Source organism: Sanguibacter biliveldensis (assembly GCF_033798665.1).
GTDB classification, from domain to species: domain Bacteria; phylum Actinomycetota; class Actinomycetes; order Actinomycetales; family Cellulomonadaceae; genus Sanguibacter; species Sanguibacter inulinus.
This window is the reverse complement of the sequence record NZ_CP138359.1, coordinates 692,073-706,483: the sequence shown is the minus strand read 5'-3', so window position 1 is coordinate 706,483 and position 14,411 is coordinate 692,073. Positions and strand designations below refer to the sequence as shown.

12 protein-coding genes are annotated in these 14,411 nt (G+C 70.7%); 6 read left to right on the top strand and 6 right to left on the bottom strand.

Annotated elements, in window-relative coordinates:
• Positions 1 to 84: 84 nt before the first annotated feature.
• Positions 85 to 1,362 (top strand): ROK family transcriptional regulator, encoded by a 1,278-nt coding sequence (locus SANBI_RS03055; RefSeq protein ID WP_319158818.1) that lies wholly within the window; start codon positions 85 to 87, stop codon positions 1,360 to 1,362.
• A gap of 62 nt (positions 1,363 to 1,424) precedes the next feature.
• Here the strand turns inward: SANBI_RS03055 and SANBI_RS03050 are convergent, their stop codons facing one another.
• Complete coding sequence (locus SANBI_RS03050; RefSeq protein WP_319158816.1) at positions 1,425 to 2,105, bottom strand: hypothetical protein; 681 nt, start codon at positions 2,103 to 2,105, stop codon at positions 1,425 to 1,427.
• Between the two features lie 125 nt (positions 2,106 to 2,230).
• Here SANBI_RS03050 and SANBI_RS03045 point away from each other — a divergent pair, with 125 nt between their 5' ends.
• Both SANBI_RS03045 and SANBI_RS03040 read left to right on the top strand, forming a co-directional pair.
• The gene (locus SANBI_RS03045) at positions 2,231 to 2,449 is read left to right on the top strand and encodes a hypothetical protein (protein ID WP_319158814.1); all 219 of its coding nucleotides are present in this window, start codon (positions 2,231 to 2,233) and stop codon (positions 2,447 to 2,449) included.
• A 2-nt stretch (positions 2,450 to 2,451) separates the two neighbouring features.
• Entirely contained in the window at positions 2,452 to 2,895 is a 444-nt protein-coding gene (locus SANBI_RS03040; protein WP_319158812.1) for a hypothetical protein, read from the top strand.
• A 175-nt stretch (positions 2,896 to 3,070) separates the two neighbouring features.
• Here the strand turns inward: SANBI_RS03040 and SANBI_RS03035 are convergent, their stop codons facing one another.
• The 5 genes from SANBI_RS03035 to SANBI_RS03015 all read right to left on the bottom strand — a co-directional run bounded on the left by SANBI_RS03035 (position 3,071) and on the right by SANBI_RS03015 (position 9,230).
• Positions 3,071 to 4,438 (bottom strand): acetamidase/formamidase family protein, encoded by a 1,368-nt coding sequence (locus SANBI_RS03035; RefSeq protein WP_319158810.1) that lies wholly within the window; start codon positions 4,436 to 4,438, stop codon positions 3,071 to 3,073.
• A 268-nt stretch (positions 4,439 to 4,706) separates the two neighbouring features.
• Positions 4,707 to 5,447 carry a ThuA domain-containing protein gene (locus tag SANBI_RS03030; protein ID WP_319158808.1) on the bottom strand — a complete coding sequence of 247 codons (741 nt, stop codon included), beginning with the start codon at positions 5,445 to 5,447 and terminating at the stop codon, positions 4,707 to 4,709.
• Positions 5,444 to 6,454: an aldo/keto reductase gene (locus SANBI_RS03025; protein WP_319161162.1), complete on the bottom strand. Its 1,011-nt coding sequence runs from the start codon at positions 6,452 to 6,454 to the stop codon at positions 5,444 to 5,446. The genes SANBI_RS03030 and SANBI_RS03025 overlap by 4 nt, the downstream gene beginning before the upstream one ends.
• A 263-nt stretch (positions 6,455 to 6,717) precedes the next feature.
• Positions 6,718 to 8,319, bottom strand: a complete 1,602-nt coding sequence (locus SANBI_RS03020) for a methyl-accepting chemotaxis protein (RefSeq protein WP_319158806.1) — start codon at positions 8,317 to 8,319, stop codon at positions 6,718 to 6,720.
• Between the two features lie 224 nt (positions 8,320 to 8,543).
• Complete coding sequence (locus SANBI_RS03015; RefSeq protein ID WP_319158804.1) at positions 8,544 to 9,230, bottom strand: class II aldolase/adducin family protein; 687 nt, start codon at positions 9,228 to 9,230, stop codon at positions 8,544 to 8,546.
• Between the two features lie 420 nt (positions 9,231 to 9,650).
• On the opposite strand from SANBI_RS03015, the gene SANBI_RS03010 reads away from it, so the two are divergent.
• The 3 genes from SANBI_RS03010 to SANBI_RS03000 all read left to right on the top strand — a co-directional run bounded on the left by SANBI_RS03010 (position 9,651) and on the right by SANBI_RS03000 (position 14,408).
• Positions 9,651 to 10,652 carry a TerC family protein gene (locus SANBI_RS03010; protein WP_319158802.1) on the top strand — a complete coding sequence of 334 codons (1,002 nt, stop codon included), beginning with the start codon at positions 9,651 to 9,653 and terminating at the stop codon, positions 10,650 to 10,652.
• A 374-nt stretch (positions 10,653 to 11,026) separates the two neighbouring features.
• Positions 11,027 to 12,661: a peptide chain release factor 3 gene (locus SANBI_RS03005; protein ID WP_319158800.1), complete on the top strand. Its 1,635-nt coding sequence runs from the start codon at positions 11,027 to 11,029 to the stop codon at positions 12,659 to 12,661.
• A gap of 76 nt (positions 12,662 to 12,737) precedes the next feature.
• Positions 12,738 to 14,408 carry a ribonuclease J gene (locus SANBI_RS03000; RefSeq protein WP_319161161.1) on the top strand — a complete coding sequence of 557 codons (1,671 nt, stop codon included), beginning with the start codon at positions 12,738 to 12,740 and terminating at the stop codon, positions 14,406 to 14,408.
• Positions 14,409 to 14,411: the final 3 nt, after the last annotated feature.

Sequence of the window (14,411 nt, the reverse complement as noted above, 5' to 3'; positions counted from 1 at the left end):
GTTCGCACCGCCAGGCCGCGACGTCGCGGCGAGCGGATTAGTTGTATGGATGAACTTATCCCCGTCCGGCGGTAGGGTCAACCCATGATCGTGACCCCGGCCGTCGGGCAGCACTCGCTGCGCGAGCAGAACATCGCGCTCGTCGCCCGCGCCGTCGTCGACGCCGCGGCACCTCCGTCGCGCTCCGACATCGCGACCTCGACAGGACTCACCCGGGCCACGGTGTCCTCGCTGGTCGACCGCCTCGTCGAGGCCCGCATCGTCGCCGAGCTGCCGCCGGTCGCGTCACGTCGCGCGGGACGCCCGGCGGTCCCGCTCGTGCCCGCGCGCGGCACGCTCGTCGGCATCGGTCTCGAGATCAACGTCGGTCACCTCGCCGGGGTGGTCCTCGACCTCGCCGGCGACACCCTCGCGAGCGAGACGCTGCACGGCGACTTCCACGGGAGCGACCCCGCCGCCACGCTCGCCCTCCTCGGAGCGCTCACCGGACGGCTGCTGGCGACAGCCCGGGCAGATCACGCCTCGCTGCGCGTCGCCGGTGTGCAGGTCGCGGTCCCCGGTCTCGTCGAGCCCGGGACGTCGACCCTGCGCGTCGCCCCGAACCTCGGCTGGGCCGACCTCGAGGTCGACACGTCCGCTGTCGCCGAGCACACCGGCGACGCCCTCGTCACGCTCAGCAACGAGGCCAACCTCGCCGCCCTCGCCCAGGTCCCGTGGCAGGGCCGTCACGTCGACGTCCCCGACTCCTTCCTCTACGTCTCGGCCGACGTGGGCATCGGGGCGGCGATCGTCCTCGACCGCGAGCTCTTCGTCGGCGGGCGCGGCTGGAGCGGCGAGCTCGGGCACGTCGTCGTGGACCCGGCCGGGCCGCTCTGCCCCTGCGGGGCGACGGGGTGCCTCGAGCAGTACGCCGGGACGGATGCCGTGCTGCGGGCCGCCGGGCTGCCGCGCGACGCGGGTGTGCGGTCGCTGCTCGCGCCTGCTCGACGAGCGTCCGGCGCCGACGACCCAGACGAAGGACGCGACGGACCGGCGGCCGATCTCCCACCGGCCCTTCCGGCGGCACCCGCGAGCGCCGCGTCCGCCGCCGCCCTCGACCGCGCTGGCCACGCCCTCGGCGCGACCCTCGCCGATTTCGTCAACCTCATCGACGTCCCGGCGATCGTCCTCGGCGGGGCGTACTCCGACCTCGCCGACCACCTCGCCCCGATCGTCCACGCCGAGCTCACGACGCGGGTGCTGTCCGCGCCGTGGTCGACCTTCAGCGTCGTCCGGGCGCCCGTCGCCGGGGCCGCCGCGACGGTCGGCGGCGCACGTCAGGTGCTGCGCAGCGTGGTCGAGGACCCGACCGCCTGGCTCTGACACCCGCGCCCGGCGCTCAGCGCTCGGGGACCGGGTGATGGCACCTGCCGTCGGGGCAGCGGTCAGCAGGTCACGTCCCACCGCTCCGGGCCGATGGGCTCGCTCGGGTCGATCAGGGCGAGGGTCCCCACGCCCTCCGCCCACCGCAGGTCCCACGCCCCGAGGGTGAACGGCCTGTACCTGTCGTCAGAGCTGTAGGTGCCCTGCCAGCGCGGCAGCACGCCACCCGGCGACAGCGTCCCGACCCTCCCCCACCCCGACTTGAGGCCGCGCGACTCCTCGACCACGACGACGCACCCGCTGGGGCTCGCCGGCTCCAGGGCGGTGACCCTGGCGTCACCCACGAGCAGCCACACCATGCCGAGCGTCGTCGCCAGCACCACCGCCGCGACGAGAGTCCCGACGCGCCTCGCGGTGTGCCTGCGCCGAGGCAGGACCCGCAGCTCGGCCCGACGCAGCGCCGCGGTCCGCAGCGTCACGGCAAGGGCGACGCAGAGGCAGGCGACACCTACGAGCCCGAGCACCACCCCTAGGTGCCACCACGCCACCCAGACCCCTCCGACCCGGGCGAGCGTCCGGGCGCCGGAGATCATGACCACCCAGGCAAAGACGACCGCGGCACCCCACGCCCACAGGCCCGCCGCCCACCAGCGGTCACAGAGCTCCTCCCGCCGGACGAGGTCTTGCTCTGTCATCACCACGGGCAGGCTGCTGCCCGCCTCCCCCTGCTCCCCTGACGTCATGGAGCGAGACTAGGCGGCCGCACCGGCCGGACGGGCTGCTGCACGGCATGCCCCCAGGACCCTCACGACTACCGGGCCCAGCAGTTCACCCACCGGCCCCGTGGGCCACCGACTAGCGTGGTCGGATGCGATGCGACCAGTGCGACAAGAAGATCACCGGCCCACCCGTGAAGACCGCGACCCGCACCCTCTGCGCGCGCTGCGGCGACACGCTCGACGGCTTGACCGCAGGGGTGCTGGCGGGTGGCGACGTCGGTGGCGCGATCGCGACCGCAGGGTGGTACACCTCGCTGCGCGAGAGGCGGCGCGAGGCCCAGGAGAAGAAGCGCAGGAGCGGCTCCTGACCGTGGTCGCCCGGCGAAGCACCACTGCAGGCACGACGCAGCGGGGCCGCTGGTGCGCATCCGTCCTCGCCGCGTGCTCGCTGACCGTGACGGCCTCGTGCACGGCGGAGAACAGCTGTCCGGCGATCGGCACGCCCAGCACGCTCGAGGTGCGGCTGGCCGCCGCCTGGCCCGAGCGGGGCACCTGGGACGTCGACGTGGTCTGCGACGAGCCTGCCGGCTGCTCCGTGCTGGACGACACCCCTGGACCGGATCGTCAGGTGACCGTCGGTGACCCCGACGAGGCGCAGACCGTCGAGGTGTCGGTCCGCGACAGGTCCTCCGGCAAGATCGCCCACGTGGGCGATCACGAGGTCGCCTGGTCCACGACGACGCAGCCCGGACGGTGCGGAGCCACGTACTCCACGGGTGTCGTCGTCCTGGACGTCAGGCATGCCTCGACCTGAGCGCCGTGCCGCGGCAGCAGCCGCACGGCACCCCCGGTCGACGCCGAGGTCGCACGATCCCTGCCCAGGTCGCACAGACACTCCAGGAGAGCACGGGGACCGACCCGGACCTGGCGCGTCTGTGCGACCTCGCAGGCAGGCGTGCGACCTCGCAGGCGCCGGGCCCGCGGTCCGGTCAGCCGAAGTGCGACTTCGAGATGAGCCCGTGGACACCGACGGTGCGGTCGACCACCTGGGTCACGGTGAAGTCTGCCGCGGCCGACAGGTAGGCGTAGGCCGTGGCGCGGTCCATCCCGCGGTCCTGCTCGAGGAAGTCGAGGGCGTTGACGACGGCGCGGCGCATCGCGACGTCGAGGTCGCTCCCCTGGCCGTCGACCGAGCCGTCGGGGTCGGACAGGCCGATGGGGATCCACGCGTCCTCGGTCTCGGCGAAGGGGTAGCCGTAGGCGACCGACGGCGCGTCGCCCGAGCCCGGCTTGCAGACCGTGAGACGGAAGGTCCCGCGCAGCGACCCCTCCATCGCAGTGAGGGCGACCTCGCCGTCCCCCATCGCCATGTGCGGGTCGCCGACGTAGAACAGCGCGCCGTCGGCCTGGACCGGCAGGTAGAAGGTCGACCCGACCCCGAGCTGGCGGATGTCGATGTTGCCACCGCCGAGGGTCGGCGGGATCGAGTTGGCGCTCGGTGCTGTGGGGTCGGTGTCCTGGGAGAACGCGACACCCATCATCCCCATGAAGGGGCGCAGCGGGAACCGCACCGACCCGGCGTTCGCCCCACCACCGAAGGTCATGACTCCCTCGTCGCCCTCGACGGCCGTGAAGGTCGAGAGGTTGCCGAAGGACGTCGGGTCTCCGCTGGCACGGCCGTCGGTCCCGACAGGCGGCATGACCTCCTCGAGGGTGATGCCCGCGGGTGGGGTGCCGTCGGCGGTGAGCGCGAGCGCGCCCTTGCCGTGCCGGCTCGACACGACCCCGTAGGGCACACGCGGGATCGCCTCGAGGGTCTCGATCTTGAGGACGTCGCCGGGCTCTGCCCCGTCGACGTGCACGGGACCGGTGACGACGTGCGGCCCGTCCTTGACGAAGTCGCGGGTGGTCCGGTCGTAGTCGGCGGCGATCGCGATCGCGTCCTCGAGCACGTCGGAGGACGCGACGCCGTGCTCGGCGAAGAAGCTCACAGGGTCACGGCCCTGGTCTTCGAGGATCCCCTCGTGCGACACGGCGTCGATGGTGATGGTCTCGCCGGAGCGCATCCGGGCTGACGGCGTCGAGTGGACCGTCGGGACGTAGCCCCACAGGACGGCGTCCGGGGTCGAGCCGAGGTAGTGGTCGCCGCTGACGTCACCCGAGCCGGGCTGCAAGATCCCACGCTGGGTCGGGGACGTCGAGGGACGCGGCGTCGACGCGGACCCCGGTGAGCACGCGGCCAGCGCACCCGCGACGGCTCCGCTCGCGCCGACGGCCGCAGCCGCCCTGAGGAAGTCTCGTCGGCCGAGTCCTCGGGCGAGCACGGTCGCTGCTTCTCGGGGGTCGATCTGAGGCATGCGTCCTCCACGGGAGCGGTCGTCGTCACGCCCCGGGGTCTCCCGGGACGTGACGTCGACGCTAGTGAGAGGGTGTTTCTCACCCGTTTCAGGGAATCGACACGCAGGTACCAGATCGAACGGCAACCGCTCCCCTCACCACGTCGCACCTCCCCGGTCGAGGTCGTACAGACACGCCAAGAACCTCCGGAGGAGCCAGGGATCTGGCGTGTCTGTACGACCTCGCGGTAGGAGGGACGACCTCGCGGCGAGCGAGTGGGCTCGCCGGTCAGGTTCCGGCGAGCAGCCAGGCGACCTCGGCGCGCAGGAGGGCCTGGCGGGACGGGGAGTCGTAGGAGCGGGCGTCGTGGCCGAGGGCGTCGTAGACGCAGCGCACGCCGGGCGCACCCGAGACCCACACGACAGGGTGGTCGATGCCGTCGTGCCGCTGGGTGAGCAGCACGGTCGACGACTCGGCAACCGAGAGATAGCTGTACCGCTCGTCGAAGGCGGTCACTGTCCCGGACGTCGCGTCGCGCAGCACCGCGGCGAGGTCGTGCTCAGCACCGCTGAGCGTGAACTCTGCCTCGCCGATGTCGGGGTGCATCGACGTGCCGTCGACCCACCGCCCGCCGAGGACCCGCTCCCAGTGCGCCGAGTCGGCGAAGGTGTTCGCCGCCTGGTGCAGACCGAGGACGGGGCGACCTGCGTCGGCCCAGACGCGCAGCCTCTCGTGGAACCCGGCCCACCGGGCGTCGTCGCCGTCGAAGCCGGGGTCCGGTCGACCCGAGCTGGTGTTGACGACCACGAGGTCGACACCATCCCCAGCAGGGTCGAGGTCGTCGAGCGCGTCGGGGAAGGCTCCGCGCACCGACACCTGGTACGCGGGGCTGCCGAGGTCGTCGGTCCCGTCGAGCGTCGGCGCCGAGAGCACCTCGGCGACCCTGTGCGACGTGGCAGCCATGTCGTGCCAGGGGTCCTCGTACCGGCCGCGACCGGCGAGCACGAGGACCCGTGGCACGGAGGTCACCGGTTGGTCCCGTCGACCGCGAAGGGCTCGATCGCCGCGATCTCGTCAGCCGTCAGCGGCGCGGCGTGCGCGGCCTGCACGTTGTTCTCGAGCTGCCCGACGCTGCTCGCACCGATGAGGGTCGAGGTGACACGGGAGTCGCGCAGCAGCCACGTGAGGGCGAGCTGCGCGAGGGTCTGCCCACGACCGGCAGCGATCTCGTTGAGGCCACGCGCGCGCTCGAGGTACGTCTCGCTGATCGAGTCGCTCTTGAGGAAGTGCCCGACGGCTGCGCGCGAGTCCGACGGCACGTTGCCGTCGAGGTAGCGGTCGGTGAGCATGCCCTGCGCGAGCGGGGAGAACACGATCATGCCGATGCCGAGGTCGCCCACGGTGTCGAGCAGCGACTGGCCCGTCGTGTCGGGGTCGTCGGTCTTGCCCGCGTCGGGCATCTCGACATGGCGGTTGAACATCGAATAGCTGGGCTGGTGGATCAGCAGCGGGGTGCCGAGGTCTGCGAGGACCTCCTGCGCGACGCGGGTCTGCGCGGGGCTGTAGTTCGAGATGCCCGCGTACAGCGCACGGCCGCTCGTGACTGCGGTGTGCAGCGCACCCATCGTCTCCTCGATCGGGACCGTGGGGTCCGGACGGTGGGAGTAGAAGATGTCGACGTAGTCGAGGTTCATCCGCTGGAGCGACTGGTCGAGCGAGCTCAGCAGGTACTTGCGCGACCCGCCGTCGCCGTAGGGGCCGGGCCACATGTCGTAGCCGGCCTTGCTCGAGATGACGAGCTCGTCGCGGTACGGACGGAAGTCGTCCGTCATGTGACGGCCGAAGTTCTCCTCGGCCGAGCCGTAGGGCGGCCCGTAGTTGTTCGCGAGGTCGAAGTGCGTGATCCCGAGGTCGAAGGCGCGGCGCAGGACGGCCCGCTGCGTCTCGAAGGGGGTCGTGTCGCCGAAGTTGTGCCAGAGGCCCAGCGACAGCGCGGGGAGGTCGAGCCCGCTGCGACCTGCGCGGCGGTAGGGCATCGAGGAGTAACGGGAGTCATCAGCGTTGAAGAGGGTCACCTGTCGATCCTCCCAGACGCGAGGACGCGGGGGAAGCGATATCCGGTGCCTGTGGAGGACCGCGCGGGCTCCCGACCGCCAGCAGCGCTGCCAGCAGGCCGACAGCCGGGAGACAGCAGAGAGACAGACAGCAGACGGCCCCGCCCGGGTCTCCCCGGGCGAGGCCGTCCGTCCCTCTGCCTCCGCACCTGCCGCCGGCGACGGTCGGCACAGGCCAGGTGCGCTCAGTACCGGAAGGTCTCCACCCGTCCGCGCAGCTCGGAGGCGAGCCCGGCCAGCTCGGAGATCGCGCTGCCCATCTGCCCGACCACGTCCGTCGAGGACGCTGCCGACGTCGCGACGCCGACGATGTTCGCCGCGATCTCGCCCGAGCCCGTCGCGGCCTCGGCGACCGAGCGGGACATCTCGTTGGTCGTCGCGGTCTGCTCCTCGACGGCCGAGGCGATGGTCAGCTGGTAGTCGTTGATGCTCGCGATGATGGTCGAGATCTCGGCGATCGCGGCCATCGCACCCGAGGTCTCGCCCTGGATGGTCTCGACCTTGCGGGCGATGTCCTCCGTCGCACGGGCGGTCTCCTGCGCGAGGTCCTTGACCTCCGAGGCGACGACCGCGAAGCCCTTGCCGGCCTCACCGGCACGGGCGGCCTCGATGGTCGCGTTGAGCGCGAGCAGGTTGGTCTGCTCGGCGATCGAGTTGATGGTCTTGACCACCTGGCTGATCTCCTGCGAGGAGTCGCCCAGGCGCCCGACCGTGACGTTGGTGGTCTCGGCCATCGTGGTCGCCTGCGCGGCGACCTTCGCGGCCTCGGACGAGCTCTGCGCGATCTCGCGGATCGACGCGCTCATCTGCTCGGCACCTGCGGCGACGGTCTGGACGTTGCGCGAGACCTGCTCGGCCGCGGAGGCGACGACACCGGCCTGGCTCGACGTCTCCTCAGAGCCGGCGGCGACCTGGCTGGACGAGGCGGCGAGCTCTTCGGCCGCGGCGGCGACGGTCTGGGAGGACTCGACGACGTCGCCCATGACGCCGCGCAGGTTGGTCTGCGCCTCGTCGAGGGCGGCTGCCATCTGCGCGACCTCGTCGCGACCGATCACGCCAGAGCGGACCGTGAGGTCCCCGTCGGCCATCGCGACGAGAGAGGCCCTGACGTCCTTGAGGTCGCCGAGGATCCGGCGGACGACGAGGGTGGCGAGGAAGGTCGGCAGCAGCAGGCCGAGCAGCAGCGCACCGAGGACGAGCCAGATCGCGGTCTGGGCGGAGTCGTGCGACGCCTCGGAGCGCTCCTCGGCCTGGGTGATCTCGGCCCCGAACTCGGCGTTGAGAGGGTCGAGGACCGCGGTCGACAGGGTGCGGAGCTCGTCGGAGAGCGCGCTGAACTGGGCGAGGTCGCCCGAGTCGGCGACGGGGAGGAGCGTCTCGTCCGCGAAGGTGTAGTACGCGTCGAGGGCGGCATCGAGGTCCGCCATGGCCTTCGTGTCCACGACGAAGGGCGTGTAGGAGTCGATGAGCGCGTCGAGCTCTCCATGGCGGGTCGCGAGGTCCGCGACGAGGTCCTGACGCCCCTCGGCATCGGCCAGCCCGTACTGCAGGTGCCGGGTGCGGTCCCCCTGGTAGCTGCGCTGGATGTCGTTGAGGATGCGCGTCGGCGCGACGTTGTCCTCGGCGAGGGTCGTGCCGGCGGCGTCGAGGCTCGTGAGGCGAGCGATCGCGAGGACTGCGATGACGACCATCATGAGCGCCATCCCGCCGAGCACGAGAGTGATCTTGAGGGCGACGGGGAGGTCGCGGATCGCGTTGGTCCGCGTGAGACTGGTCGTGCGGGTCATGGGCTTTCCATTTCGGAGCAGGGGGACGTCCGCTGCTTATCGGCCCACGACCCGCGAGATGTAGCGGTTGCCGGGAGGTGTCCAGCCGCCGGACAGACCCGGACGCCCCCTCTTCGTCGAGGGGGGGGACCGACGGACCCGCTCGGGCACGGTCGGGCAGGAGCGGGTCCGGGCGTTCCGGTCCGTCTGCGCCAGCAGCGCTCGTCAGCCTGCGGCGGGACCGCTCAGGGCAGCCGCGCTCCCTCGGGCACGTCGATGTCCGCGTAGACGAGCACCTTCGGAGTGCCCGCAGCGCTCGCGCGGAGCAGCACCTCGGCATTCTCCTCGACCGCCACCGCGACCTTGAAGGCGAGCCTGAGCGAGGTCCCGACGGCGAGCAGCCCGTGGTTGCCCCACACGACGGCATCGACGTCGTCGCCCATGAGCTCGGCGCTGCGCCGCCCGAAGTCGGCGTTGGTCGAGAACTCGAAGGGCATGACCTCGACCGGCCCCTTGGCGTAGAGCACCATGTTGAGCAGGACAGGGTCGATGCGGCGGCCCAGAGCCCCGAGGACGTTGACGAAGGTCGACTCCGTGTGGACGATCGCCTGCACGTCCGGCCGGCGCCTGTAGTGCTCGAGGTGCACGGGCAGCTCGGTCGACGGGAGCAGGTCCCCCTCGAGCACGGTCCCGTCGAGACCGACGACCACCATGTCGTCGACGCTCATCGCGTCGTAGCGCACGTCGGAGGGGGTGATGACGATCGCGTCTGCACCATCGTGCGCACCGGGGAGACGGACGCTGATGTTGCCCTGGGTGTTGAAGTTGAGGCCGGTCCGGACCGACTCGCGGCAGTAGTAGAGGATCTCCTCGCGGATCGCCTGCGGTGCTCTGCTGGTCGTGCGTACGGTTCCGGTGTCGGTGGTCGTCATCGTCCTGCTCCTCGTCCTACGGTCTCAGCGGCGTCGTTGCTGCGTCGTCTGGGGCACCTGGCGTCTGGGCACCTGGGATGTGGGGACCTCTCGAAGGACCCGGTGAATCGTTTCAATACCTCCATCGTCCCAGCATCCGGGAAGGAGGCCAGGGACCTACGTCCTCTCCCGCCGTCCTCCCCAAGCCCTTCACACCTCCGCGGTGCGCGCCGCCCGTCCCGCCGGTACAGTCGTCGCCAGTTGAAGGGGAGTACTCCTACGCGGTGACGTCGTCATCACGGTCGGCACAGACGTCGGCCCGGTGCCACCGGCCTCGTGACATGCACCTCGGCCCCCGGGCCGAGCAGAGCGCACGAGGCGGAGAAGACCTTCGGTACCCCGTCGCGCCCCCTGGGCGCCACGTACCGAAAGGCACCGTTCATGGACGTCCCCCTCTGGGTCTGGGCCCTCACCGTCGGCGTGATCGTCGCGATGCTCGCCGTCGACTACGTCGGCCACGTACGGACCCCGCACGCCCCCTCCATCCGCGAGGCCGCCTGGTGGTCGGCCGGCTACGTCGGCGTCGCGATCGTCTTCGGCCTCATCGTCTGGTGGGTCTGGGGCGGCACCTACGGCGGCGAGTACTTCGCCGGGTACGTCACCGAGAAGAGCCTGTCCGTCGACAACCTCTTCGTGTTCGTCCTCATCATCACGGCCTTCAGGGTGCCGCCGATGATGCAGCAGAAGGTGCTGCTCATCGGCATCACCATCGCGCTCGTCATGCGCACGGCCTTCATCTTCGCGGGGGCCGCGATGATCGAGAACTTCAGCTGGGTCTTCTACATCTTCGGCGCCTTCCTCGTCTACACGGCGTGGGCCCAGGCCAAGCACAGCTCTGAGGAGCCCAAGGAGTTCTCCGAGAACGCCGTCCTGCGCCTGACCCGCCGCATCTTCCCGACGACGGACACCTACGTCGGCGACAGGCTCACCACGCGCATCGACGGACGCCGCCACATCACCCCGATGCTCATCGTCATGATCGCGATCGGCAGCGCCGACCTGCTCTTCGCGGTCGACTCCGTCCCGGCGATCTTCGGCCTCACCCAGGAGACGTACCTCGTGTTCGCCGCGAACGCGTTCTCGCTCCTCGGCCTGCGTCAGCTGTACTTCCTCATCGACGGTCTGCTCGACCGCCTCGTGTACCTCGCGTACGGGCTCGCGGCGATCCTCGGCTTCATCGGCGTCAAGCTGCTCATCCACGCGCTGCACACCAACGAGGTGTCGTTCATCAACGGCGGCGAGCACATCACCGCGATCCCGGAGATCCCGACCGCGCTGTCCCTCGGGTTCATCGTCGCGGTCCTCGCGGTCACGACCGTCGCGAGCCTCCTCAAAGACCGCTCGGTGCGCCGAGCGGCGGCCGAGGTCGGCGCCGAGAAGTAGGGCGAGCGTGGGCTCCGGCGCACCTGCGGGGAGCCCACGACGCTCTGCGCCCTCCAGCGGCACTCTCCCCCACCGGTGGGCCTCGCGCGACGTCTCTACGGAGGAGAGTCTGTCGTCCTCTCCGACCCGGACGAGTCCTACCTGTGGCTGCTCGAGGACGAGCTCGACTCGATGGCTGACGACCGCGAGGCCTGAGCCTCGCCCGCAGGGTCGGGCCCACCTCCGCGACCCGGCGCGAGACGCATCATGGGGCGCACCGCGGTGATAGTGTGGACGCGAGATACTAGGCCCAGCAGGTGTGCGCAGGACGCCCCGACGGCGGCCCCCTCCTTTCATCTCCTAGTCACTCGTCGGTCAACGTGCAGGAAGTCTCAGTGCCTCAGGCAGCCCCCGAAAGCCCCGCTCTCACCGAGAGCGGCACCACCTCGTCACGCGACGGCGCGGCCGTCCTCACCGAGGCGCGGCGCCGACGCTCCTTCGCCGTCATCAGCCACCCCGACGCCGGCAAGTCGACGCTCACCGAGGCTCTCGCGCTGCACGCCAAGGCGATCCGCGAGGCCGGGCGCGCCGACGGCAAGGCCGGCGGCAAGCGCACGGTGTCCGACTGGATGGACATGGAGCAGGCCCGAGGCATCTCGATCACCTCCGCGTCGCTCCAGTTCACCTACCGCGACGCCGTCATCAACCTCGTCGACACCCCCGGTCACGCCGACTTCTCCGAGGACACCTACCGCGTGCTCTCCGCGGTCGACGCGGCCGTCATGCTCGTCGACGCCGCCAAGGGCCTCGAGGTCCAGACGATGAAGCTCTTCGCGGTCTGCAAGCACCGCGGCATCCCCCTCATCACGGTCATCAACAAGTGGGACCGCCCGGGCAAGGACGCCCTCGAGCTCATGGACGAGATCCAGGAGCGCACAGGCCTCGTGCCGACGCCGCTCACCTGGCCCGTGGGCATCGGCGGAGACTTCCGCGGCGTCCTCGACCGCCGCACCGGCGAGTACACCCGCTTCACCCGGACCGCGGGCGGCACGACCATCGCCCCCGAGGAGCACATGGGCCCCGAGGCCGCGCTCGAGCGCGAGGGCGACGCGTGGACGACCGCGGTCGAAGAGGCCGAGCTGCTCGAAGCCTCGGGCGCCGACCACGACCTCGACTCCTTCCTCGGCGGTGAGACAACCCCGGTGCTCTTCGGCTCGGCTGTGCAGAACTTCGGCGTGCACGCCCTGCTCGACGTCCTCGTCGACGTCGCACCGTCCCCGACACCGCGCGAGACCGTCGCGGGCGACACCCGCCCTGTCGAGGCGCCGTTCAGCGCCTTCGTCTTCAAGATGCAGGCCGGCATGGACACCGCGCACCGCGACAGGCTCGCCTTCGCGCGGATCTGCTCGGGCGTCTTCGAGCGCGGCATGGTCGTCACCTCGGCCCGCACCGGGCGCCCCTTCGCGACGAAGTACGCCCAGCAGGTGTTCGGCCGTGAGCGCACGGTCGTCGACGAGGCCTTCCCTGGCGACGTCGTCGGCCTCGTCAACGCGGCCAACCTGCGCGTGGGCGACACCCTCTACCTCGACAAGCCCGTCGAGTACCCGGCCCTGCCGACCTTCGCACCCGAGCACTTCGCGGTGATGCGCGCCAAGGACGTCTCGCGCTACAAGCAGTTCCAGCGCGGCGTCATGCAGCTCGGCGCCGAGGGCGTCGTCCAGGTGCTCCGCTCCGACCTGCGCGGCGACCAGGCCCCGGTGCTCGCCGCCGTCGGGCCCATGCAGTTCGAGGTGGCCGAGCACCGCATGGCCACAGAGTTCAACGCACCGGTCACCCTCGACCGCCTGCCCTACGAGATCGCCCTGCGCACGACGCAGGAGTGGGTCTCGACCCTCGACGCCCAGCTCGGCGTGGAGGTCCTCCAGCGTGAAGACGGAGAGCTGCTCGCGCTGTTCCCCGACCGCTGGCGCGTGACGTCTGTCCGCAACCGGCTCCCTGACGCGGTCCTCGAACCGCTCGTGGCCACCTGATCTCAAGCACGACCCCAGGGCCCCAGAGCGGGCCGCCCCACCTGACGAAGGTACGAACGTGATCACCACCACCAAGATGACTCTCTCAGCGCCCCCGGCGCTCCAGCGCGGTGCCCTGCGCATCGTGCCGCTCGGCGGCCTCGGCGAGGTCGGCCGCAACATGACCGTCTTCGAGCACGAGGGCAAGCTGCTCATCGTCGACTGCGGCGTCCTCTTCCCCGAAGAGCACCAGCCCGGCATCGACGTGATCCTCCCCGAGTTCACCTGGATCCGTGACCGCCTCAAGGACGTCGTCGCGATCGTCCTCACGCACGGCCACGAAGACCACATCGGCGGTGTCCCGTACCTGCTCAAGGAGCGCGCGGACATCCCCGTCATCGGCTCCAAGCTGACCCTCGCCTTCATCACCGCGAAGCTCAAGGAGCACCGCATCCGCCCCCGCACGATCGAGGTCGAGGCCGGCGGCACCTCCAAGCAGGGTCCCTTCGACCTCGAGTTCATCGCGGTCAACCACTCCATCCCCGACGCCCTCGCCGTCGCGATCCGCACCCGTGCGGGTCTGGTCATCAACACCGGTGACTTCAAGATGGACCAGTTCCCGCTCGACTCGCGGATCACAGACCTGGGCCACTTCGCACGCCTCGGCGAAGAGGGCGTGGACCTGTTCATGACCGACTCGACCAACGCCGAGGTCCCCGGCTTCACCATGTCGGAGCAGGAGCTCGTCCCCGCGATCGAGCAGGTGTTCCGCACGGCCCCGCGCCGCGTCATCGTGTCGAGCTTCGCGAGCCACGTGCACCGCATCCAGCAGATCCTCGACTCCGCCCACGAGGCCGGCCGCAAGGTCGCCTTCGTCGGCCGCTCGATGGTCCGCAACATGGGGATCGCCGAAGAGCTCGGCTACCTCAAGATCCCGCGCGGCCTCGTGGTCGACCTCAAGAAGCTCGAGTCGATGCCGCCCGAGAAGATCTGCCTCGTGTGCACGGGCTCGCAGGGCGAGCCGATGGCCGCGCTGTCGCGCATGGCCAAGAGCGAGCACGTCATCAAGGTCGACGAGGGTGACACCGTCCTCCTCGCCAGCTCGCTGATCCCGGGCAACGAGAACGCGATCTACCGCGTCATCAACGCCCTCACCGACCTCGGCGCGACCATCGTGCACAAGGGCAACGCGAAGGTGCACGTCTCGGGCCACGCCTCCGCAGGCGAGCTCGTGTACTGCTACAACATCGTCAAGCCCCGCAACGTCATGCCGATCCACGGCGAGTCGAAGCACCTGCGCGCCAACGGCGCCCTGGCCGAGAAGACCGGCGTGCCCTCGAACAACGTGGTCATCGCCCAGGACGGCACAGTCGTCGACCTCTTCAAGGGCAAGCTCTCGGTCGTCGGCAAGGTCCCCGCGGGCTACGTGTACGTCGACGGCCAGACCGTCGGCACCGCGACCGAGGACACCCTCGCCGAGCGCCGCGCGCTCGGCTCCAAGGGCATCGTCACGGTCCTCGCGCTCGTCGACCTCGACCTCGGTGTCATGGCCGAGACCCCCGAGTTCATCACCCGCGGGTTCGTGCACGACGGGCACACCTTCGACGACGCGGTCGTCGAGATCGAGAAGGCCCTCGCGCAGATCCCCAAGAAGGACGTCGGCGACATCGACCGCCTCGAGGCGACCATCGCCAAGGCCGTCTCGCGCTGGCTCCAGCGCAAGTACCGCCGCGAGCCGCTCGTCAACGCGATCGTCGTCGACGCGTGAGCT